The following is a 22,473-nucleotide window of genomic DNA, read 5'->3' as shown; positions in this document are numbered from 1 at the left end:
CCCAATTCCGAACTAGTAGTTATCTCTGAAACTATTTAACTTAAACGAACGCAAGGATTGCGCGAATTCCAACGATCGAAAGGGCAAAGAAAATACCCATTGTAACGTAAGTAACAATTTGCTGGGAACGAGGTGAAACTGCAATTCCCCAGCTTACGCAGAAAGACCATAAGCCGTTAGCAAAATGGAAAATCGTAGATACCACACCAACTATGTAAAAACCAAGCATTAATGGATTAGCTAAAATTTCCTCCATCATTTGGAAATTAACTTCTGCGCCTAAAGCAGCCGCAATTCTTGTTTCCCAAACATGCCATGCAATGAAAACAAGTGTAACAACACCTGAAATACGCTGCATAAAGAACATCCAATTTCGGAAGAATCCGAATCTGCCCACATTATTTTTCGCCGTAAATGCAATATACAAACCGTAAATTGCATGGAATAAAAGCGGAAGAAAAATAATTACAGTTTCCAATACATAGCGGAAAGGCAAGCTTTCCATGAAGTGAGCAGCACCGTTAAATGCTTCTTCACCCTTCGTTGCAAAGTGGTTAACCACCAAATGCTGGACTAAAAACAGTCCTACAGGAATGACACCAAGTAATGAGTGCAGCCTGCGATACGTAAACTCTCGATTGTCAGCCATAAGATACCCCCCTTAATCTTTTAGCATCCGACAAAAAATTGAAAATTCGGACACTGTCTAATTTATTAACAATTATGTGACAAGTACATTTTACTCCCACAAAGTAGTAGCGTCAAGAAAACGTATACAACTTTTTATATATTACTAAAATTAAAAAAGTGAATAGTTCTTCATTATTTTTGCGTGTTTTTTCTGTATTATTATTTCCAAATAATAAAAAATTAGCGCTTTTCTCGCCTTTTTTTGCCGGACTCATTTGTATATAATAAGTACAGAAAGTGGGGATAAAATTGACGAATCAAATCGATCCGCCGGAACAAGAATCATTATCCGTTTCTGTTTTCGGCTATGAATTAATTAGAGATGTGCTGCTGACTGACATACTGGGCAAGGAATGCGAAGATGTCCTTTATTGGGCTGGAAAATCTATCGCCCGTAAATTCCCTTGTTCGTCAAACGATGAACTGGCCGCTTTTTTTCAGGAAGCAGGCTGGGGTCAGCTGAAACTAATAAAAGATTCCAAGAAAGAAAGAATCTATGACTTATCTGGTCCGTTAGTTGAAAGAAAGCTTTCCATGCAAACCGCTCCTTCCTTTACGTTAGAAAGCGGATTTTTGGCTGAGCAAATAGGCACTCTTGAACAAGCAGGAGCCGAGTCGATCAGTGAAATATTAAAAAAGACTTCTTCCGTTCAGCTCACAGTGAAATGGGAATAGAACGCTAAAAGGTAAATCAGCTGTTCCGCTCTCATTTTGAAAGCGGAACGCCTCTTAGTCACGCGATGAGCAGCCTGTTTATTACGCCATAGCTGGTACTAGGTTTAATTGAAAAGCGTCATGCAGAGACTGCGCTGCTTTATTCGTCTCTTCCTGCGCAATCACAGCAGAGACTTTAATCTCAGACGTACTGACCATATGGATGGCAACTTCCTGCTCAGCCAGCACTTCAAACATTTGTGCCGCTACACCCGGATTAGAAATCATGCCTGATCCGACGATGGATACTTTTGAGAGGCCCGTTTCATAATCAAGCGCTTCATACTTTAATTCTCTCTTTAAACCAGTGACCACATCGAGCGCTGCTTCTAAATCTGATTCTTTAGTAGAAAATGATAAATCATACTTATTAGCTGTGCGGCTTTGAATGATAATATCTACATTAATATTATTCTTCGCTAAAGGAGCAAACACGGCTGATAAACTCTGAATTTCATTCTTTAATCCTTCGATTGTAATTCTTGCTACTTCCTCTTCAAACGCTACGCCTCTAACCACTAAGTTTTGTTCCATTGAAATCTCCTCCTCAATTCTCGTTCCTTCTTCTTTTTCCATGCTGGACCTGACAACAAGCGGAATGCTGTAATTCTTCGCAAATTCAACCGCTCTCGGATGCAGAACACCCGCCCCTAGGTTCGCTAATTCAAGCATTTCGTCATAGGATACTGCGTCGAGTTTGCGCGCTCCTTCTATGTATCTAGGATCTGACGTATAAACACCGGTAACATCTGTGTATATATCGCAGCGTTCGGCTTTAAGTGCAGCCGCCAGCGCCACAGCAGTCGTATCCGATCCGCCTCTGCCTAAAGTCGTAATCTCCCCGTCCTCGGTTTTCCCTTGGAAGCCAGCGACAATAACCACTTTTCCTTCATTTAATAATTGTTCTGTTTTATTCGTATCAATATGAGTAATGCGTGCATTTCCCGGCACTTTTTCCGTATGAATTCCTGCTTGCCAGCCAGTCAGTGAAATGGCTTCATATCCTTGCTGCTGTAATGCCATGGACAAGAGAGCGATCGTTACTTGTTCGCCTGTCGCCAAAAGCATATCCATTTCGCGTTTAGATGGGCTTTCGGATAAAGCTTTTGCCAGACCTACTAACTGATCTGTTGTTTTTCCCATGGCAGAAACAACGACGACCACGTCATTCCCCTGGCTTTTCTCTTCTTGCACCCTGCTTGCCACATTTTGAATTCGTTCTACACTGCCTACTGATGTTCCGCCAAACTTTTGTACGATTAATGCCAATTTTACTCCCGCCTTTTCGGTTTCTTATCTGCACACACAAAAAAGGGCAATGAGATCGATATCTCATTGCCCGTTATAGATGTAAATAATAAATTAATTACATGCATACGTGTGAGATAGCTCTCCAAGATTCTTGATCTTGACAGTTCTGCATCTATTAAATACAAAACCAGCAAAAAGAAATATGAGTTTCCTTTCACTTCGGCAGGTCTCCCCTTTCAAGCTTCTTCTTCGAATCTCATCATTCTCTGAAGCCCTACTCTTGAATCCTGCACCTCTATCACCACTTATAAAAAGTGATTGAATATTAAGTTTTGTTAATTGTAGCATACTGGTAATTCCTAGGCAACCGGCTATTTTAATTTTTCAATAATTTTATCAGCTGTCTGCTGCGGAATGCCAATTTCCATTAATTCTTCTTTCGTCGCTTCCTTTAATTTCTTCATTGATCCGAAATGTTTCAATAGCATTTTCTTGCGCTGCGGTCCGACTCCAGGGATCTCATCCAGTACCGATTGAAATGCGCCTTTTCCGCGCAGCGTCCGGTGGAAGGTAATCGCAAAGCGGTGCACCTCGTCCTGTATTCGTTGGAGCAGATAAAACTCTTGGCTGTTATGCTTAAGCGGAACAATCGAGAGCGGATTCCCATAAAGAAGCTGTGAGGTTCTGTGCTTTTCGTCCTTCGCTAAACCGGAAATCGGAATGTCTAAATTCAGCTCGTTAACCAAAACATCCCTGGCCGCTTCAATTTGTCCCTTTCCCCCGTCGATCACAATTAAGTCTGGCAATGGCAGATTTTCTTTCAAGACCCGGGTATATCTTCGGCGTATGACTTCACGCATGGAGCTGTAATCATCTGGGCCTATGACTGTTTTAATTTTGTATTTCCGGTATTCTTTTTTCTCGGGCTTGCCGTCAATAAACACGACCATCGCAGAGACTGGATCTGTTCCTTGAATATTTGAATTATCGAATGCCTCAATTCGAAGCGGAGCCGCAATTCCCATCGCTTGTCCTAATTGCTCCACCGCTTTAATGGTCCGCTCTTCATCCCGTTCGATTAAAGAAAACTTTTCATTTAAAGCCGCGGCTGCGTTGCTGGCCGCAAGCTTAACAAGCTCCTTCTTTTTCCCTCTCTGGGGCTTGAGCATTTGTACGCCGATTAATTGCTCAGCCAGTTCTTCATTCACATCTTCCGGCAGCAGAATTTCTTTCGGCTTAAAGTGGCCGGGCTGATCATAAAACTGGCCAAGAAACGTAAGGAATTCTTCTGCAGGCTCATCATAGATCGGGAAGAGCGACACATCTCTTTCGATCAATTTTCCTTGGCGGACAAAAAATACTTGCACACACATCCAGCCCTTATTGACCACATAGCCAAATACGTCTCGGTCCGTAAAATCCGTCATGTTGATTTTTTGTTTCTCCATAATGGCTTCGATATGAACAATTTGATCCCGATATTCCTGAGCCCGTTCAAATTCCAGCTTCTCCGCTGCTGCATGCATCTTCACAGTCAGCTGATCTTTCACGTCCTTATGCCCCCCATTTAAGAAGCGGGCAATATCACTTGTCATTTCCCGGTACTCTTCTGCCGTCACTTCTTTCACGCAAGGTGCTAAACACTGCCCCATATGATAATACAGACATACGCGATCCGGCAGATTTACACATTTCCTTAATGGATAAAGGCGGTCAAGCAGCTTCTTTGTTTCGTTGGCCGCTTGAGCATTTGGATAAGGACCGAAATATTTTCCTTTATCTTTTTTGACTTTCCGGGTGATGATCAAACGCGGATGTCTCTCCGACGTTAACTTGATAAACGGATAACTCTTATCATCCTTCAGCATAATGTTGTACTTCGGATCATGCTTTTTAATTAAATTCAGCTCAAGAATTAAAGCCTCTAGATCAGAGGAGGTCATAATGTATTCAAAGTCTTCTATTTCATTCACAAGGCGCTGAGTTTTCGCATCATGTGACCCTGTGAAATAAGAACGGACTCGATTTTTTAACACTTTTGCTTTACCAACGTAGATGATCGTTCCCTGCCTGTCTTTCATTAAGTAACAGCCTGGCTGATCTGGAAGCAGCATTAATTTATTTTTAATTTGTTCATTCAATTTCCTCACCTCCAGATGGTATCCATTGATAAATCATGACTTTATTGTATACGGGATCAAATAGCTCTTCCGAATGGAAGGTGTCTACAGCTTTTACATGGGGGGATAAATCCTTCCCTGTTTGCGCTTCAAACCCATGTTTTACTTTATTCGTTATATACACTTTTTTGCCAGCCTGCATTTGCAAATCTGCCAAGAAGTTCTTATAAGTAAATACCCTTTTATGCGAAAATGAGACCTGCTGATAGTCAAACACTCTCGTTTCTTCCCATGTATAAATGATAAATGGCTCACTTTCCTTCTGTAAAAAGGCAGACGCTTGGATGACGGCCGGCTGCTCATTCGCTTGCTGTTTAACCAGCATCCATCCCAGTCCAATTTCCAAACACAAGACAAAAACAGAGAAAGCTATGATCAGCTTATTCTTCCACTCAGAAAAACATAGTACTAATAGGGGAAGCAGCATGATTAATGGCAAGCTGTGCCTCGGCTTTTCAATATTCTGCGCAAATAAAGCCCAAAGAAAATAGCTGATAAAAGCAATGATCATACTGAAGGCAAACCAATCGGCTTTTTTCTTTGTAAATGAAACAGCTGATAAGATCAGCAAAGCAGACAACGATACAGCAAACAGACCTTGCTCAACAAACACCCCTTTCCAAAATAAATTTTGGGTAAGGAAATAGCTTAGCCTTTCAATTGTTGATGCATCGCTTGCGAGCGCGGTTCCGCCCCAATCTGTAAAATGTCCTTCTGTAAAGCCAATTGCTATATCAAAAAACGTTTTGAGGCTCCCTGCATTGGCAATCAATGCACTGACCCATATTAAATTAGCAATCATTAAAATAGCTAATTGAAAAATAATCCCCTGCCAGTCTTTTGATTTTCTCCAATACCATACCCAATACACTAACAAGGACGCGCCTACTGCCAGATAAGACAAACGCACACCCAGCAGCACCGCAAATAAGACCATGGGCAGAAGACCCGATTCTCTCGTTCCACTATTAAACGCCCGTAATAATGACCATATCATCCAAAAAAACACAGCGGCAGCCATTGATTCTGAGATCGGCTGCTGCATCATGATCAGCGGAAACGGCAATATATGCACCACAGTTGCGGTCAAAGCCGCTTGTGGTCTTGGCAAAAAATGCTCAGCTATTTTAAACAATGGCCACCAAGCAGATAAATAGATGATTTTATTCCACAAGGACAAGGCAAGTTCGGCATTTTCCGTCACCACATTCATGAGCATGCCGCCCAATATAAAAAATGGATACCCCGGAAAATGGGGCTGCATATTTAATAAGTCAAATTGTTCAACACCTAAAATAAAATCCACTTGATCCCATGTACCTACTGCAGCAGGAGGCAACGAAAAAATCGCCAGCCAATATATTAGCCCACCGGCTATCGCAATGTAAATTAATAATCTTTTTTGATATTCACTCATAACGGTTCCCTTTCTTTCTATTCTAATGTATAGGTTTTTTACGCTTTTTTCAAAAAATAGAGTAAAGCAGACGGGTCGTTCAGATTAGGCTCTTTTGCCGGACAATAAAAAAACTCGCCCGAGGGCGAGTTCTGTCAGGGGGCTGACATAGATTTCTTTAACTTACTTGAGAATGAGGTTCACTTTTTTCCTGAACCGACTTTTTTTTCGAAAATGGCTTTCGGATTCTTCCATCATTAATGAGCTTCATCCAGATACCCACCAATCCGAAATATCCCCAGTAACCAAGAATTTGTTCCAACGATGGATTATGACTGTATCCAAACATCGCGCTCAAGAATAAGCCAATCTGTCCGCTGATTAATGTTTCTTTGCCGGTGTCTCTCATGTAATGCGCTTCATCTTGAAAATGCTCTGGAAGAATCGAAACAAGATTGTATACTTCAGCAGGCTTCCCTTCTGCAGTTGTGTATAAAGATCCCATTTTGCCAAGGTCTTGCATAATGCCGATTCCTTGAACTAACAATCCGGCTGCAATGAACATAATCAGAATGCCTGTGACATTAAAGAACGTCTTTAATGAAAATCTCATCGTTCCTGAGAAGAACATGTAACCCAGCACTAAGGCCATAAGCAGACCAGCCAGTGCTCCGTGGCTCGTAAATACCTTCGTCACATCGCCGCCGCTGATGGCTGCAAAGAAGAAGACGGTTTCGACTCCTTCTCGCACAACGATTAAGTACGAGTGGATAATTAAAGCCGATACACTTCCAGCCGTGACCGCCGCACCGATCTTTTCCTGCATATCTGCATTGACGCCTTTCGATTCTTTCTTCATCCAAATGACCATATGCGTCAGCAAAAAGACGGAAGCAAACATAATGGTGACTTTTAAATAAGTTTCAGAACCAAAACTTGCAAATCCGGTGAATACCACTTGAAATACAAGTGCCACTAGAAAGCTGGATACGAGGGCTAAGAGCACCCCTACATAAATCCATTTTTTAAATTTGTCTGCCTTTAAGCGGGTAAGATACGATAATATCAGCCCAACGATCAAAATGGCTTCCAATGACTCGCGCAGCGTGATTAAAAATGCTTGAAAATCCATGCAGCCGTCCCCCTGTTTAAAATCTCGTGATCTATTGTTTCTTTTGTTTACGTTTATTATTAATGATTAATGCAGCTAATATAACGACTAATGCGACAGAAAACCATAGCCAGAAGCTAGAGCTTCCTCCCTCATCCATTCCATCAAACAGACCAAGATTTTCTTCGGTCAAGTGACTTCCGTCTTCTTCTTCAGAAACGATCGGAAATTGCGGACTGATTTCACTGATTATGAACTCTATTTTTTCTTTAAATACTTCCGGCTCATTCTGCTGATTGCCAATTCCGAATAATCCCGGGTTTCCCAATGCCTTTAAAGAATCATCAAACGCCTGGTAAATGGCATCTACTGTTTTTTGATCGGTCTGCTCTAACATCATCGGCTCTAAAACGGTGAATGTCCCTCTTGCTTTAGCCAAAAGGAGTTTCGCTTGGCCGTAATCATCGAATTGCTCTTCAGCGAAATGGAGGCGGCGTTCAATATTTAATCGCATGGCCGCTTGCCAGCTGCGGAGCATCAAGTCTTTATCTTCTTCTTTTAATGCTTTTTCAATATCAGGCTGCGTTTTTGTAAAGTACAATTCGAAATCTTTTTTGTATGTATTATATACTTCACCAGCTTTTTCCCAATCATCGTTTTCTACATGATTAGCAAGCTCTTTATACGCTTCGGCCATTTTTTCTTCCCCGGGGTCTCCATAAGAATAGGCATTAGCTCCCCCTGGAAAAGCCATGCAATTGAGAACGAATATCATTATTAAACTAAAAAAAAGACTGGTTCTTTTCATCTTCGCGCCTCCTGTTAATTTAATGATAATGATTATCAGTATTCTTGTCAATGATTATTGGGCAAAAAACGCTTATTTTCAGACTTTTTGTTCGGGTGAATCGAATCAGCTTTCAGATTTTTAACCGGTCTTTTCATTTCTTTATAAATCGCCGGTATCACATTCATCATATAAGATTTAAATTTAATGAATGACTGGCCGGTCGTTCGAACTTGATAGTCGATCGGCACTTCCATCATCCGAAAACCTTTACGGACAATATTTAAGGTCACTACCTGCGCATAGTTATAGTCATGGATGATTTCAGCTTCTTCCATGACTTCCCGTGAAAAGGCCCGCATGCCCGATTGTCCGTCATAAATCCATCTTCGCAATAAAATAGACTGGAGCAAGGTAAAACAATAATTTCCTGTTCGGCGGTGGACTTTCATCCCGTCAATCGTTCCAAGAAAACGAGAGCCCATGGTATAGTCTGCCTCGCCATTTCTAATTGGTAAAATCAATTCAGGAATTTGCCATGCAGGATATTCTCCGTCAGCATCAATCATGACAGCAATATCGGCACCAAGAGCAACGCTTTCCTTTAAGCCGCGGCGAACAGCAGCACCAAGGCCGCTGTTCTTGTCCATATGAACAATATGATCGGCTCCAGCTTGCTTTGCCACTTCAACTGTTCGATCCGTCGATCCATCATTAATAATGAGCACTTCTACTGTCACCTGCTCATCAAAGTGTCTAGGAACTTTCTCAATGACCGCTCCGATCGCTTCCTCTTCATTATAAGCAGGGAGAAATACAACTACTTTTAGTTTATTCATTCTTCTTTTCCTTCCTTTTCAAGAATGCTTCTTTTAGTACAGGACCCCTTGCATGATCCGGAAGCGGTGCCCCCAAAATATACGCAAGTGTCGAGGCCATTGAAACTAAACTGTGGCGTTCCTCGACTTTCACCCCTTTTTGAATCGTTGGCCCGTGCATGATAAATGGAACAAAACGTTCCCCTTCATCTAAATGGCCATGTCCGCCAATCCCGTCTGCCTGGCCGTGATCTGCACAAATGATCAATGTCGTATTGTCCATCTTTCCTTCATTTTGAAGCCAGCCGACAAAGTCTTCCACCAGAGCATCGGCTTCTTTAATTTTCTGCAAATACTCATCATATAATACGCCGCGGCTATGACCTGTTTGATCGGTCGCAATCATCTGCACAATGAAGAGATCGGGATCCTGTTCTTTCATAATTTTCTTCGCGCGCTGCATGATGTTCGGGTCTGCTTGATCATTATTCATGACAGCTGTTACCGTTTCTACGTCACTGCCCATGGCATCTACTAAATGAGCAATACCCAGCAATCGTCCTTTTTTGCCCACTTTTCGAAGCGAATCAAATATGCTTTCTGTTTTAATTCCGAGCTTGTATACCATATTCGATTTGATTCCATGTTCAAATGGGTACGTGCCTGTAAACATGGAGGAGAAGCATACCACGGTTCTCGCGGGATAAACGGTTTCCATATTCGTATACTCTGTACCGTTTTCTTTCAAATAATCGAGATAAGGCGTATCGGCTTCATAAAAGCGCTCTTTCCTCATGCCGTCAATGACGATGACAACAACCCGATCCGTTTGGTGATTAGAATCAATCAGAGGCATCTCTGCATATTGCTCATACGGCTTCGGTTTCCAGTCGAACAAATAACGATGAAGAATATAGGTAAAGATCAGCACTCCCCCATAAAATACACCTAAATCACTATAATTGAATGCCTCACTTGAGATTTGCCCGCTGGCAAAGTGCTGCCAAAGCATTAAGATTAACAAAAATTTCGGCAGCTGCTCCTGCGCGTTGCCGCTTGTGGAGTCACTGTTTTTTAACACGAGCTTCCAGAATCGAGTGAAATTCCAAAGGGTAATGCCTATGCGCAAATAATAATAGATGGTTCCCCAAAAGAAAACGGTGAAGAAGAAATACAGTCCAAGCGCTAAGAACATCAGTGGGAAATCAACCGTTCCGCCCATTAATATGAAAGCGATGAATGGTATCCAAAGATAATTTCGTAAAAACAGCGGAAAATCATAAATAAAATACAGCACCAAGAGCGGCACAATAAACAGAAAGCTTGACCCAACCGCTTGCCACTCTTCCATTGTATTTGACGCAAACAATTGATAGATAAGCATGGTTCCAATCACAAAGATCGGTGTGAATGGTTTTCCTTCATTTAATAAGTTCCAGCATCGGGCAGCAAACTTCTCAAACTTCGATGCACTTTTCATGAGCTAACGCTTCCTCTCTTTATACAATCTAAACACTTTCTTTAAGGACAGCGGATGCAGTATGCAAGCCGCCGCACCTGCAATAAATGAAAACAAGAATTTGATGCCATGGGTGATGATGGCCACTGTCATGCCAAATTCGATGAAATAGCCCGCCGAACGAAAGGACAGTGCCATGACAGATTCATAGCTGGCTAGGCCGCCAGGGGTGACTTGAAAAACTTGACCTGCCACGGTGACACTGTTGATCCAAATCGCTTTTGCCCATTCAACCGGCTGGCCAAGAGCTTCAGCAACCGACCAAATGAGAGCGGCTTCCATACCCCAGCTAAGAAAAACGAGCAGGAATACAGGCATTGTCGATAACCTGAAAAAAGTGGCTTTAAAAAATCGGATTTGTTTTCGAATCACATCTGGCCAAAGCTTGAACAAGATCATTCCAGCTGCCCCGCCTGCCAGACTTCCTCCTATCAAAAGCCAAAATGAAAAGTGAGCAGGCACCGAAAGCCAATATAAACCGATGTAAATCATCACACATAGAGAAAACAAATCAAAAACCCTCATGACCGCGACAGACTGTAAAGCCGTTAAATAGTCCACATCTTCTCGCTCACGAAAGATATACGCTCTAAAAAACTCCCCAGCTTTGACGGGAGACAAATGATTGATCAGCAATCCGTACCAAATACTAATCAGCGACGTGGAAAACGTTATTCTCTGCCCGAGGTACCATCTCCATGCCAGAGCTTTCATGACAAAAGATAGCCCATAGACGATGAAACCAAACCATAATAAATAAGGCTGCTTCGATGCCGTACGAATAGATTCCCAAAAAGCTTCAGGCGATAATTTCATAAAAATCAAACTCAAAAACAGAAAAATCAACGCGACTGATACCGAAAGCTTTATTTTTTTAAAGATATTCTTTATTTTCATACGCCCATTTAATTGTACGTTCTAGCCCTTCTTCAATCGATACAGTTGGCCGATAGCTCTTGTCTTTAGTCATTTTTGATATATCCGCCCATGTAGAAGTCACGTCGCCGGTGCGATGACCTTTTATCTGAACCTCAAGTGCCGGAAAATACATCTTTAACCTTTCTAAAAGCCTGCTCATTAAAACGGGATGGCCTGCACCGACATTCCATATTTCAAATGGCTTTTCATCCGTTAAGCTAAGGACAATTCCATTCACTATATCATCTACATATGTATAATCCCGGCCGCTTCCCTGTCCGTATATTTCTACAGGCTGACCGTTCATAGCTAATTTAATAAATTTAGCAATCGCCATATCTGGACGTCCCCACGGACCATATACAGTAAAAAAGCGCAGAATCGATACAGAATATGAATAAAGCGAGGCATAAACATGGCAAAATGATTCCGCGCTCCATTTTGAAGCTGCATAGGGAGAAATGACCTGTCCATTTGCCATTTCTTCTTTTAAAGGCTTGCCTGGCTGGTCTCCGTATACAGAAGAAGAAGAGGCGAACACCACTTTTTTCACATCTGACTTTCCAGCTGCTTCTAACACATTAATCGTTGCTTTCACATCATAATCCACATATAAAAGCGGCTCTTCCAGTGAATAAGCTACACCCGGAAGTGCCGCAAGATGAATAACCGCATCCGGCTTCACCGCAGTGAATAATTCAGCTGTCGCTTTGCGGTCTGTCAAATCCACTCGGCAGAAATGAAACTTACCCGTTTTTTCAATCTGCTGCAAATGAATATTCTTTCGTTCTAAAGAATAATAGGAGTGAAGCAGATCAGCAATATGTACTTCATAACCTAGTTCTATAAGCGTTGAAGCCGTATGCATTCCAATAAATCCGGCTCCTCCTGTTACTAGCACTTTCATTTTCATTCACTCTTTCTGTTTCAGCGTCCTTATTATTGTAACATAGCTGTTACCTTCTCACCTCTACCTGAATGTACCAGACATATAAGGAAACTTCTCATAGAAAGAGGCTGCCCTCTCTATGCCTCCTTTGAGATAAAATAATTCAAAGGTTGGCATGAATAAGGACAGCCTCGTGCTGAACAGTTTATTTTACTTGACCTAGCATAGAGACGATCTCTTCACTTAAAGGTTTTGCTTCGTCAGCTTTTCCAGCCTCAATTGCCGCATACCATTTTTCAGCTTTCTCATGAAGCTCAGCCGCCTTGTCTTCACCCAGCTGTTTGTTTAATTGAATATCGATCATGTTCATAAACATATTGCCTTCAAGAGCTGAGGTTTTCGCATCTGTCGCTTTATCTTCTTCTAAAGCAGCAGGTGCTTTTTCATGGTAGCTAGTGATTTTTCCGATAATCGCTTTGTTGAACAAGCTGTTCACTTCAGACGCTTTGATTGCTTTTGGATCGCTGTCTAGTGAGAATAGCTCATCTAATTTCTTAGAAGCTTCTTCATCTCCGCCTGCTAAAGATTCTTTAATTGCTTGGTAGAAGCCATATGCTTCCGCCTGCATGATTTGCAGTTCATCTTCTTTGCCTTCTTTTACAGCCGCTTCAATTTTTTCAGCATAGCCGTTCGCAGCAAGATAGTACACTTTATAAGCAGATTTATCAGTCAGCTGAGAATACACTTGGTAGTCATCCGCATTTTCTGCTTGAAGAGCTTCTTCTTGAACTTTTAATCCATTGTTAATGTTTTCAGCGATGCTTTTTTCACCAGTTAATTCATAGTAGTTATCACGTTTTTCAGCTGTTGGAACGATGACATTTTCAGTAATCAATTTGATTTCTTCAAAAGATGCTTTGGCCTGGTCTGCTTTCTTTTCCGTTAAAGCAGCTATAACATCTTTCTGAAGACTCTTTTGTTTTTGATAGAAGTATGATTGAGTCAGCTTATCTACAAGCTGCATGGCAACTACCGGTTCGATCTCTCCAGATTGACCGCCAGCAATAGCTGCTTCAATACCTTGTGCGAATTCACCGTTCACATCATTAACAGCGGCTTGAAGATTTTCATTGTAAGCTTTTTCAACTGCTGCCCAGTCTACTTCTCCGCCTTCTTCTTTCAGCTTGTCTTTTTCAGCTCCAAATGTTTTATGAGCGTCAATTTGTGCCTGCACGTCACCCGCTGCAGCTGGTGCTTCTGTTTCTTCAGCTGGCTTCTCTTCAGTCTCTTCCGCTGGTGCTGCTTCTTCTTGCTTTTCTTCTTTTGGTGCCTCTTCTGTGCTTCCGCATCCAGCCAATACCGTACTGGCTACTAAAAATGATGCGAATACTGCTTGTAAATCTCTTTTCTTCATGTGAAAAATCCCCCTTGAGTTTTGCTTATGTATTATTTAAATGAAAACGTTTATCAATATAAAACAAATTATATCGAGAATGATTCTCATAGTCAATGAAAATTTCGTAATAAAATTAAAATATTCAATCTTGGGCTGAATTTTCACGGTAGAAGAAGTGTGAATGGCATAAAAATATAGAGACACCGCATCAGGCATCTCTATATTTTTACTTATGCGTGTTTGTTGATTAGGTCAGCTAGAGCTTCTTTCGGCTGGAAACCGATTACTTTATCAACTACTTCGCCGTCTTTCATGACAACAAGAGTTGGGATGCTCATAACGCCGAATTTACCAGCAGTTTCTTGGTTATCGTCTACATCTACTTTTACGATCTTCACTTTATCGCTCATTTCAGCATCAAGCTCTTCAAGAACTGGAGCGATCATTTTACAAGGTCCGCACCAAGGAGCCCAGAAGTCAGCTAATACTAAACCGCTGTTTGTTTCAGATGAAAAAGTTTGATCTGTTGCTTTTACAATTGCCATAAAAAAATACCTCCTAAATATGAACTAAATACTATGGTCAGTATATCACCGTTTGGAAGGTGATGCTATTTTTTTGTCTCGGATGTATCTTTCCCCAATTTTTTTCAAAATAAACAACAAAGCAGCAGGAAGGCATCCCGCTGCTCTGTGTCATCTGTATTAAGATGTAGCGACTTTCAGCTTCTTGAATTCTTCAGTCAGCATTGGCACAACTTCGAATAAGTCACCCACAATGCCGTAGTCAGCAACATTGAAGATGTTCGCTTCTGGATCTTTGTTAATCGCTACAATAATTTTAGAGTTAGACATACCAGCTAAATGCTGGATGGCTCCAGATAAACCGCAGGCAATATAAAGGTCTGGTGTAACCACTTTACCTGTTTGCCCGATTTGCAGAGAGTAATCACAGTAGTCTGCGTCACACGCTCCACGGGAAGCTCCCACAGCTCCGCCAAGAACTTCTGCCAATTCTTTTAACGGTTCAAAACCTTCTTCACTTTTCACACCGCGTCCGCCAGCGATGACGACTTTCGCCTCGGAAAGATCAACACCTTCAGAAGCCTTGCGAACAACTTCTTTAATGATTGTGCGAATGTCTTTGATATCCGCTGTTACAGATGCTACATCACCAGAACGGGAAGCATCTTTTTCTAATAGCTCAATGTTATTTGGACGAACAGTAGCAAACACAATTCCTTCGTTCACTACTTTCTTTTCAAATGCTTTACCAGAGTAGATTGGACGTGTAAAGACGATTTGACCGCCCTCTTCTTCAACAGATGTCGCATCAGAGATTAAGCCTGCGCCAAGTTTGCTGGCAACCTTTGGAGACAGGTCTTTTCCTAAAGCTGTGTGTCCAAAAATAATTCCTTCTGGATTTTCTTGCTCAACTACAGCTAAAAATGCTTGAGAGTAGCCATCAGAAGTATATTGAGCTAATTTTTCATCCTCTACAACCAGGACGCGATCTGCTCCATACTGAATCATTTGCTCTCCTAAAGCGCTTACAGAGTCACCAATTAATACTCCAACTACTTCGCCGCCTTCAGCAATCTTTTTCCCAGCAGCAATGGCTTCAAATGATACGTTTCTTAATGCTCCGTCACGAGCTTCACCTAATACTAATACTTTTTTTGTCATGTCGATTACCCCCAGTCTGTTAGTCTATTAAATTACTTTCGCTTCTTTATGAAGTACGTTCACTAATTCTCTCACTTGGTCGCTTAGATCGCCTTCAAGCACACGGCCCGCTTCTTTCTTAGGAGGAAGGAAGATGTCCAGCGTTTTTGTTTTCGCTTCTACTTCATCTTCATCTAAATCTAGATCATCCAATTCTAATTCTTCAAGCGGCTTCTTCTTCGCTTTCATGATGCCAGGAAGAGAAGGATAGCGTGGATCATTTAGTCCTTGCTGAGCTGTAACAAGAAGTGGAAGAGATGCTTCGATTACTTCAGAATCTCCTTCAACGTCACGAGTAATCGTAGCTTGTTCCCCGTCAATTTCAATCTTTGTAATTGTTGTTACGTAAGGGATGTTTAACTGTTCAGCTACGCGAGGACCTACTTGTCCGCTTCCGCCGTCAATTGCAACATTACCTGCAATGATCAAATCTGCATCCTTATCTTTTAAGAATTCAGCTAAGATCTTAGCAGTCGTAAACTGATCTCCGCCTTCTACATCATCTTCCGTGTTAATTAGAACGGCTTTGTCCGCTCCCATTGCTAAAGCTGTGCGGAGCTGCTTTTCACTTTCTTCACTGCCTACAGAAACAACCGTTACTTCGCCGCCTTTAGCGTCGCGAATTTGAATGGCTTCTTCCACCGCATACTCATCGTATGGATTAATAATAAATTCCGCGCCGTCTTCTTGGATGGCTCCGTTTGCGACTGTTATTTTTTCCTCTGTATCAAATGTTCTTTTTAATAATACATAGATGTTCATATTTTCCCCTCCTGTATAATCACTTTCTATAAGTTTAAAAGATTAAGAAATCTTTTAATAAAAAAATTATTGCCCTTTAAATTCAGGCTTTCTCTTCTCAATAAATGCTTGGATTCCTTCTTTCGCATCTTCAGAGACAAACACTGTACCAAAAAGCTTAGCTTCTTTCGCCACACCTTCATGATACTGTGCATGTTTCGTATAATTTAACAGCTCAATGGCTGCTTTGATGCTGACAGGACTCTTTTGTGCGATTTTAGCTGCCATTTCTCTAGCTTTAGGCATCAGCTCGTCCTCTGAATACGCATGATTCGCAAGACCCCACTGTACGGCCTCAGTGCCTGAGATCGGCTCGCTTGTCAATAGCATTTCAGCAGCTTTCGGCATGCCTACATAACGCGGCAAGCGCTGTGAGCCTGCAAAGCCTGGGACAAGTCCCAATGATAATTCAGGAAGGCCTAATTTCGCCTTTTCCGTTACAAGACGGATATGACAGCTCATAGCCAGTTCAAGTCCGCCGCCTAATGCAGCGCCATGAATAGCCGCAATGACCGGCTTGCTGAAATTCTCGACTCTTTCAAATACACGCTGTCCACGAGCGGCCAGTTCAGAGAATTCTTCTCCTGTTTCGATAGAAGTGAACTCTTTAATATCTGCTCCAGCTGAAAAAAATCGGCCTTCACCGCTGATGAGAACGACACGAATATCTTGATCCGCTTCAATCTTATTCAGTGCTGCATCAATCTCTTCAATTAATACACTAGACAGTGCATTCGCTGGCGGACGCTGTATTGTGATTTCCCCCACTCGGTCCGATTTCTCCCAAGATATGTATTGCATTTACTCACCATCCCTTTTCGTTTCAACATTTAGTGGACAGAAAAACCGTTTAGCAGCATGTCTCCCACATCCGAAGCGGACTCTACGAGGTCATACTTTTGCTCATTCATGACCCAGGTTGTCACTGTTTCGTCAATGGTGCCAAAAATCATCTGACGTGCCAGCTGAATATTTAGCGTCTTTCTAAATTCACCATTTTGAATTCCCTCTTTCAAAATCTGGTCAATTAAAAGTAAATATCCTTTCAGCACTTCATTAATTTTTAACCGCAGTTCTTTATTTGACTGGCGAAGCTCCAGCTGGGTAACAACTGCCAAATGTGGATCATCTGATAACATTTTGAAATGATTTTCCACTAACAATAATAACTTCTCCGCCGCTGTCGATTTTCCTGCAATAACTTTTTCAATATTTTCAACAAAATGACCCATTTTGTCCTGAAACAGTGAGATCAATATGTCTTCTTTATTTTTAAAGTATAAATAGATGGTTCCATCAGCGACTCCCGCTTTTTTAGCGATCTTTGCCACTTGAGCTTGATGGTAGCCATTTTCCGCAATAGCAACGACAGCTGCATCAATGATCTGATGGTATTTAGGTTTGTTTTTCTTCATAAGCTGTCACCCTCTCAATCTACAAAAGTGAATGACTATTCATTCATAATCTTATATTACAATCTGATTCTTTAATAGTCAAGAGGGCAACGATTGATTATTTTCAGTTAACTTGTTTTCTCTAGTTTCTTTTTTTCTTCGTCCACCAATACCCGGCGCAAGATCTTTCCGACGGCCGTTTTCGGCAATTCATCTCTAAATTCATAAATTCTAGGCACTTTATAAGCTGCCAAATGCTCTCTGGCATATTTATTTAATTCATCTTCGGTTATTTGATATCCATCTTTTAGAACGACATAGGCTTTTACCGTCTCTCCGCGATATGGGTCTGGCACTCCGGCTACCACTGCTTCAAGAATGGCATCATGTTCATACAGCACTTCTTCTACTTCTCTCGGATAAATATTGTAACCTCCCGCAATGATCATATCTTTCTTGCGGTCTACGACATAGAAATAGCCTTCTTCATCCATGTAGCCAATGTCTCCTGTTAAGAACCAGCCATCTTTAAACGTCTGTTCGGTTTCTTCAGGACGCTTCCAATAGCCTTTCATCACTTGAGGTCCTTTTATCACAATTTCCCCTACTTCATTCGGCGGCAGGAATTCACCTGTTTGCATAGATAAGATCGCTGCATCTGTGTCAGGCCACGGCACCCCAATGCTGCCCTTAATTCGAGGGCGATCCCACAGGAAATTAGAGTGGGTAACAGGGGATGTTTCCGATAGTCCATATCCTTCTACCAGCTTTCCTCCGGTCACTTCTTCAAACTTCTGCTGCACTTCAACAGGCAGAGGAGCAGAGCCGCTGATACAAGAATCAATGGATGATAAATCATATTTTTGGATGTCCGGGTCGTTTAATAAAGCAATATAGATCGTCGGCGCACCCGGAAACAGAGTCGGCCGCTGCTTAGCGATCGTTTTTAAAGTTGTTTTCGTGTCAAACTTAGGGAGGAGAATCATTTTATGCCCTTGCAAGACCGAGAGTACCATGACCGTCGTCATTCCGTATACATGGAAAAATGGAATCACTCCGAGTACGGCGCCATTTCCTTTTTCGCATTTGTATAGCCAGGCCGCACACATCGTAGCATTGGCAATCAAATTCTTATGTGTCAGCATGACTCCTTTTGGGAAGCCAGTTGTTCCGCCCGTGTACTGTAATAATGCCAAATCTTCTTCAAAATCAATGGCAAGCGGAATTTCTTCTGCTTTTTCTTCCTTCATAATTTTCTTGAAAAGATGGTTCGTGCCTTGGTGTTCAATCTGAACATTGAGGCCTGTTTGTTTTCTTTGGATAAATGGATAGATGATGTTTTTCGGGAAAGGCAAATAATCTTTGACAGCGGTTACAATTAAGTGTTCAAGTTCCGTTTGTTTCATGACGCTTTTCACACGGGGGTATAGAAGATCTAAGGTGATCATTACTTTCGCTTCTGAATCTTTCATTTGATATTCAATTTCTCTTTCTGTATATAGCGGGTTGGTCTGAACAACCACCCCTCCTGCATATAGAGCACCGAAATAACTGATCACAGCTTGCGGTCCATTCGGCAGCATGATAGCCACCCTGTCGCCTTTAGTGACACCTAACCGCTTTAAATACCGGGCCATTTTCAAAGAGGATTCATACACTTCTTTAAAGGTTAACTCCTTCCCTAAAAAATGAATCGCTATTTTTTCAGGATAATCTTTTGCGGCATTTGTTAGAAAGGATTGCACCGGCTGATTCGCATACTCAAGAGTAGGAGGGATTTCCTCTGGATAGTGGACAAGCCAAGGTTTTTCACTCATAATCTTCACCCCTTATAAATTAGAATATTAAAAATATTCACTTCAATTATACTATACGTACGGATCGAGTGACAAATGATAAATCAAATTATTTTATATTAATATAGAAACACCCCGCTTTGAAATGAGCAGAAATGTTACTCATCCACAGCGGGGCGTGACTTCTTTATACAAAAAACATTAAATAGATAATTCCAATTGCTATAAATACTCCGCAAAGTACTAGAAGAACTTTTGCTAATGTTTCCATATCCTTTTAGTCCCTTCTTAAATTAACGCTGCACCGATTACATAGGATAACCCGATTGAAATGACCATTGAAATAAAACCCACGGCCCGGTTATCCTTCTCAATTTCTTCATCTATTTTAAAGCTCGGTGTCAGAAATTCATACATAAAGTAACCGACCATTAATAGTAAAAATCCAAAGACTCCCCAGCCGACCATAGCGACGACGGAATCATTCTGCAGAATCGAATGCCTAAAGATATTGGCCAGCCCAAAGATCTTGCCTCCGGTTGCCATCGCCACAGCTAAATTGCCTTTCTTGATTTCTTCCCAATTACGGTATTTCGTGACCAGTTCAAAGACAGCTAAAAACAAAATAATACATAGGACGACGACACTATAGTAACCAGCCAGCTGGATATATGGATTTTCCCAGAATTGGTTCATATGCTTAAGGCCCCTCTGCTCATATTCTGTTTCATCACTTTAACTCAACTACAGTGACTCCGCTGCCGCCTTCTCCTGCTTCACCAAATCTCGAACGCTTCACTGAACGATGGCCCTTTAAGTAATCCTGCACACCTTTTCTTAGAGCGCCTGTTCCTTTTCCGTGAATAATCGATACCCTGGAATACCCGGCTAAGAGCGCATCATCAATGTATTTCTCCACTTTAGCCAGCGCATCTTCATATCTTTCACCGCGAAGATCCAATTCCAGATTGACATGAAAATCCCTGCCGCGAAGCGAAGCCATCGGTTTAGGATCCGGCTTCTTCTCAGATTTGACGAATTCCATATCTGATTCTTTCACTTTCATTTTCATGATGCCAATTTGAACTTGCCACTCGTCTTTTCCGCTCTTTTCAAGCAGCTGGCCTTTTTGATCAAAACTTAGCACTTTTACTTCATCACCAGGTTTTAAGCCTTGTTTTGCCTTCACGCTAGGTTTCTTTTTCGCTTTCTTCGGTTCAGGTGCTGCCTCTGACAAACGGCGTTTCGCATCGATCAATTCATGCTCTTTTACTTCTGCTCCTTTTTCTAAGCGAAGTGTACGAAGCTCACGAATGACTTGTTCTGCTTCCGCTTTTGCCTGTTCGACAATCTCTGCTGCCTGCTGCCGGGCTTTTTCTTTTAATGCTTCTTCATTGGCGTAGAAATCCTGCATTTGCTTTTGCATATCTTCGTGAAGTCTTTCGGCGTGCTTTAAATATTCCTTCGCTTCCTTTTCTTCTTCTTCCGCAAGCTTACGGCTCTGTTCAAGAGAGGCAATCATTTGATCAATTTCATTCGTGTCCGTACCCACCGATTGTCTCGCTTGATCAATAATACTTGCGCTTAATCCTAACCGCTTCGAGATCTCAAAGGCATTGCTTCGTCCCGGCACTCCTACTAACAGCCGATAAGTCGGGCTTAATGTCTCTACATTAAACTCCACACTGGCATTAATGACGCCTTCTCTGTTATATCCATATGCTTTCAGCTCCGGATAGTGAGTAGTTGCGATAATTCGGGCGCCGCGCTTATGGACTTCGTCGAGAATAGAAATCGCTAATGCGGCTCCTTCCTGCGGATCTGTTCCTGCGCCTAGCTCGTCAAATAACACCAGGCTTTCATGATCCACTTTCTTCAAAATATCTACTATGTTCACCATATGAGAGGAGAATGTACTTAAACTTTGCTCAATCGACTGCTCATCCCCTATATCCGCATAGACCGATTGAAAGACAGCTGTTTCTGATCCGTCGAGTGCCGGAATCTGCAAGCCCGCCTGCGCCATCAGCACCGTTAGACCTACCGTTTTAAGCGTCACGGTTTTTCCGCCCGTATTTGGTCCGGTAATTACAATAGATGTATAGTCTTTTCCAAGTTCAATGTCACTTGGCACAGCTTCTTCAATTGAAAGCAGCGGATGGCGGCCTTGGTTCAAGCGGATAAATCCGTTGTCATTGACCGCCGGCTTCGTCGCTTTGATTGTTTTTCCGTACTTTGCTTTTGTAAACATAAAGTCAAGATCGCTGAGCACGCCGACAAGGACATAGAGCTCGTGGCCATGTGCTTCCACTTCAACGGACAGCTCTGCAAAAATGCGGTCGATTTCCTGCTGTTCAGAAATTTTTAATTCTCTCACCTGGTTATTCATTTGAACGACAGATTCCGGCTCAATAAATAACGTTTGGCCAGTAGAAGAAGAGTCATGCACAATTCCTCCATAATGAGAACGATACTCCTGCTTTACTGGAATTACATAGCGGTCATTTCTGATCGTGATGATAGCATCTGACAGCATTTTTTGCGCATTGCGCCCGCGAATTAAACTCTCTAGCTTTCCGCGAATCCGGCTTTCATTCGCCCGGAGCTGCTGCCGGATATGGCGAAGGGCGGAACTGGCGGAATCAAGCACGCCGCCATGTTCATCGACAGTATGTTTAATTTGATGCTCAAGTGCTGTCAATACCGGAATGGCTGCTTCCTTTTCTGAAAGAATCGGATAAATGTCTTCTTCTTCATTTAAATCCATAATAAAGTTCTTCATCATTCGGCCTGCATGGATCGTGCTTGCAATTTGTACAAATTCAGTTCCGTTCAGCACACCGCCGATTTGGGCACGCTTCACATGCGGACGGATATTATGGATGCCGCCAAGCGGAGCATGTCCTTTGAGCCGAAGCACTTGCGCCGCTTCATCTGTTTCTTCCTGAAAGCGCACAACTTCCTCAAACGACAGAGAAGGCATTAGATTCTCCGCCTGTTCCCGCCCAAGCGCCGAAGCTGCATGTTCAGCGAGCTGCTGCCGGATTTTATTAAATTCAAGTGTTGCTAGTACTTTGCTGTTCACTTAG

Annotated in this window: 20 protein-coding genes and 1 riboswitch; of the genes, 1 reads left to right on the top strand and 19 read right to left on the bottom strand. The window is 42.1% G+C overall.

The annotated features are described in order from the left end of the window. Window positions 1-40: 40 nt before the first annotated feature. On the bottom strand, window positions 41-649 hold the full coding sequence (locus JOC78_RS09030) for a succinate dehydrogenase cytochrome b558 subunit (protein ID WP_204554369.1): 609 nt from the start codon (window positions 647-649) through the stop codon (window positions 41-43). A 290-nt stretch (window positions 650-939) separates the two neighbouring features. On the opposite strand from JOC78_RS09030, the gene JOC78_RS09025 reads away from it, so the two are divergent. After that, window positions 940-1,365: a YslB family protein gene (locus JOC78_RS09025; protein WP_204554367.1), complete on the top strand. Its 426-nt coding sequence runs from the start codon at window positions 940-942 to the stop codon at window positions 1,363-1,365. Between the two features lie 81 nt (window positions 1,366-1,446). On the opposite strand, the gene JOC78_RS09020 is transcribed toward JOC78_RS09025, so the two are convergent. From JOC78_RS09020 to JOC78_RS08935, 18 genes are all read right to left on the bottom strand, one after another. After that, entirely contained in the window at window positions 1,447-2,673 is a 1,227-nt protein-coding gene (locus tag JOC78_RS09020; RefSeq protein WP_204554365.1) for an aspartate kinase, read from the bottom strand. Between the two features lie 109 nt (window positions 2,674-2,782). Further along, window positions 2,783-2,961: riboswitch (Lysine riboswitch) on the bottom strand. A gap of 65 nt (window positions 2,962-3,026) precedes the next feature. Then, entirely contained in the window at window positions 3,027-4,796 is a 1,770-nt protein-coding gene (gene uvrC, locus JOC78_RS09015; RefSeq protein ID WP_204554363.1) for an excinuclease ABC subunit UvrC, read from the bottom strand. Next, entirely contained in the window at window positions 4,789-6,252 is a 1,464-nt protein-coding gene (locus JOC78_RS09010; RefSeq protein ID WP_204554361.1) for a hypothetical protein, read from the bottom strand. The genes uvrC and JOC78_RS09010 overlap by 8 nt, the downstream gene beginning before the upstream one ends. 157 nt (window positions 6,253-6,409) lie before the next feature. Then, entirely contained in the window at window positions 6,410-7,363 is a 954-nt protein-coding gene (locus JOC78_RS09005; protein ID WP_204554359.1) for an FTR1 family iron permease, read from the bottom strand. A 31-nt stretch (window positions 7,364-7,394) separates the two neighbouring features. Next, entirely contained in the window at window positions 7,395-8,150 is a 756-nt protein-coding gene (locus JOC78_RS09000) for a hypothetical protein (RefSeq protein ID WP_204554357.1), read from the bottom strand. Between the two features lie 47 nt (window positions 8,151-8,197). Next, the gene (locus tag JOC78_RS08995) at window positions 8,198-8,968 is read right to left on the bottom strand and encodes a glycosyltransferase family 2 protein (protein ID WP_204554355.1); all 771 of its coding nucleotides are present in this window, start codon (window positions 8,966-8,968) and stop codon (window positions 8,198-8,200) included. Beyond that, on the bottom strand, window positions 8,961-10,427 hold the full coding sequence (locus JOC78_RS08990) for an alkaline phosphatase family protein (protein WP_204554353.1): 1,467 nt from the start codon (window positions 10,425-10,427) through the stop codon (window positions 8,961-8,963). The genes JOC78_RS08995 and JOC78_RS08990 overlap by 8 nt, the downstream gene beginning before the upstream one ends. A gap of 3 nt (window positions 10,428-10,430) precedes the next feature. Beyond that, the gene (locus JOC78_RS08985; RefSeq protein WP_275582021.1) at window positions 10,431-11,363 is read right to left on the bottom strand and encodes a lysylphosphatidylglycerol synthase transmembrane domain-containing protein; all 933 of its coding nucleotides are present in this window, start codon (window positions 11,361-11,363) and stop codon (window positions 10,431-10,433) included. Further along, window positions 11,341-12,291 carry an SDR family NAD(P)-dependent oxidoreductase gene (locus JOC78_RS08980; RefSeq protein WP_204554349.1) on the bottom strand — a complete coding sequence of 317 codons (951 nt, stop codon included), beginning with the start codon at window positions 12,289-12,291 and terminating at the stop codon, window positions 11,341-11,343. The genes JOC78_RS08985 and JOC78_RS08980 overlap by 23 nt, the downstream gene beginning before the upstream one ends. Window positions 12,292-12,478: 187 nt before the next feature. Further along, the gene (locus JOC78_RS08975) at window positions 12,479-13,687 is read right to left on the bottom strand and encodes a hypothetical protein (RefSeq protein ID WP_204554347.1); all 1,209 of its coding nucleotides are present in this window, start codon (window positions 13,685-13,687) and stop codon (window positions 12,479-12,481) included. A 212-nt stretch (window positions 13,688-13,899) separates the two neighbouring features. Beyond that, the gene (gene trxA, locus JOC78_RS08970; RefSeq protein WP_204554346.1) at window positions 13,900-14,214 is read right to left on the bottom strand and encodes a thioredoxin; all 315 of its coding nucleotides are present in this window, start codon (window positions 14,212-14,214) and stop codon (window positions 13,900-13,902) included. A gap of 159 nt (window positions 14,215-14,373) precedes the next feature. Beyond that, window positions 14,374-15,354, bottom strand: a complete 981-nt coding sequence (locus tag JOC78_RS08965) for an electron transfer flavoprotein subunit alpha/FixB family protein (protein ID WP_204554344.1) — start codon at window positions 15,352-15,354, stop codon at window positions 14,374-14,376. 27 nt (window positions 15,355-15,381) lie between these two features. Next, window positions 15,382-16,155, bottom strand: coding sequence for an electron transfer flavoprotein subunit beta/FixA family protein (locus JOC78_RS08960; protein ID WP_204554342.1), 774 nt, complete (start codon window positions 16,153-16,155; stop codon window positions 15,382-15,384). A 66-nt stretch (window positions 16,156-16,221) separates the two neighbouring features. Beyond that, window positions 16,222-16,995, bottom strand: a complete 774-nt coding sequence (locus tag JOC78_RS08955; protein WP_204554340.1) for an enoyl-CoA hydratase — start codon at window positions 16,993-16,995, stop codon at window positions 16,222-16,224. A gap of 29 nt (window positions 16,996-17,024) precedes the next feature. Next, window positions 17,025-17,609, bottom strand: coding sequence for a TetR/AcrR family transcriptional regulator (locus JOC78_RS08950; RefSeq protein ID WP_204554338.1), 585 nt, complete (start codon window positions 17,607-17,609; stop codon window positions 17,025-17,027). 107 nt (window positions 17,610-17,716) lie between these two features. Then, complete coding sequence (locus JOC78_RS08945) at window positions 17,717-19,405, bottom strand: long-chain-fatty-acid--CoA ligase (RefSeq protein ID WP_239587088.1); 1,689 nt, start codon at window positions 19,403-19,405, stop codon at window positions 17,717-17,719. A 267-nt stretch (window positions 19,406-19,672) separates the two neighbouring features. Then, window positions 19,673-20,080, bottom strand: a complete 408-nt coding sequence (locus JOC78_RS08940) for a DUF350 domain-containing protein (protein WP_204554336.1) — start codon at window positions 20,078-20,080, stop codon at window positions 19,673-19,675. 34 nt (window positions 20,081-20,114) lie between these two features. Beyond that, window positions 20,115-22,469 (bottom strand): endonuclease MutS2, encoded by a 2,355-nt coding sequence (locus JOC78_RS08935; protein ID WP_204554334.1) that lies wholly within the window; start codon window positions 22,467-22,469, stop codon window positions 20,115-20,117. Between the last annotated feature and the right edge of the window lie 4 nt (window positions 22,470-22,473).

The organism is Bacillus ectoiniformans (genome assembly GCF_016908875.1).
Lineage (GTDB): Bacteria > Bacillota > Bacilli > Bacillales > Domibacillaceae > Bacillus_BX > Bacillus_BX ectoiniformans.
The sequence above is the reverse complement of the archived record's forward strand: the minus strand, read 5'-3'. Positions and strand labels throughout refer to the sequence as shown.

What these genes read in the sequence shown, in the direction of transcription:
- trxA (WP_204554346.1), bottom strand. Translation starts at nt 14,214, where the DNA reads ATGGCAATTGTAAAAGCAACAGATCAAACTTTTTCATCTGAAACAAAC.
- JOC78_RS08980 (WP_204554349.1), bottom strand. Translation starts at nt 12,291, where the DNA reads ATGAAAGTGCTAGTAACAGGAGGAGCCGGATTTATTGGAATGCATACG.
- JOC78_RS09010 (WP_204554361.1), bottom strand. Translation starts at nt 6,252, where the DNA reads ATGAGTGAATATCAAAAAAGATTATTAATTTACATTGCGATAGCCGGT.
- JOC78_RS08955 (WP_204554340.1), bottom strand. Translation starts at nt 16,995, where the DNA reads ATGCAATACATATCTTGGGAGAAATCGGACCGAGTGGGGGAAATCACA.
- JOC78_RS09000 (WP_204554357.1), bottom strand. Translation starts at nt 8,150, where the DNA reads ATGAAAAGAACCAGTCTTTTTTTTAGTTTAATAATGATATTCGTTCTC.
- JOC78_RS08985 (WP_275582021.1), bottom strand. Translation starts at nt 11,363, where the DNA reads ATGAAAATAAAGAATATCTTTAAAAAAATAAAGCTTTCGGTATCAGTC.
- JOC78_RS08975 (WP_204554347.1), bottom strand. Translation starts at nt 13,687, where the DNA reads ATGAAGAAAAGAGATTTACAAGCAGTATTCGCATCATTTTTAGTAGCC.
- JOC78_RS08995 (WP_204554355.1), bottom strand. Translation starts at nt 8,968, where the DNA reads ATGAATAAACTAAAAGTAGTTGTATTTCTCCCTGCTTATAATGAAGAG.
- JOC78_RS08990 (WP_204554353.1), bottom strand. Translation starts at nt 10,427, where the DNA reads ATGAAAAGTGCATCGAAGTTTGAGAAGTTTGCTGCCCGATGCTGGAAC.
- JOC78_RS09005 (WP_204554359.1), bottom strand. Translation starts at nt 7,363, where the DNA reads ATGGATTTTCAAGCATTTTTAATCACGCTGCGCGAGTCATTGGAAGCC.
- JOC78_RS08950 (WP_204554338.1), bottom strand. Translation starts at nt 17,609, where the DNA reads ATGAAGAAAAACAAACCTAAATACCATCAGATCATTGATGCAGCTGTC.
- JOC78_RS09030 (WP_204554369.1), bottom strand. Translation starts at nt 649, where the DNA reads ATGGCTGACAATCGAGAGTTTACGTATCGCAGGCTGCACTCATTACTT.
- JOC78_RS08965 (WP_204554344.1), bottom strand. Translation starts at nt 15,354, where the DNA reads ATGACAAAAAAAGTATTAGTATTAGGTGAAGCTCGTGACGGAGCATTA.
- JOC78_RS08960 (WP_204554342.1), bottom strand. Translation starts at nt 16,155, where the DNA reads ATGAACATCTATGTATTATTAAAAAGAACATTTGATACAGAGGAAAAA.
- JOC78_RS08940 (WP_204554336.1), bottom strand. Translation starts at nt 20,080, where the DNA reads ATGAACCAATTCTGGGAAAATCCATATATCCAGCTGGCTGGTTACTAT.
- JOC78_RS08945 (WP_239587088.1), bottom strand. Translation starts at nt 19,405, where the DNA reads ATGAGTGAAAAACCTTGGCTTGTCCACTATCCAGAGGAAATCCCTCCT.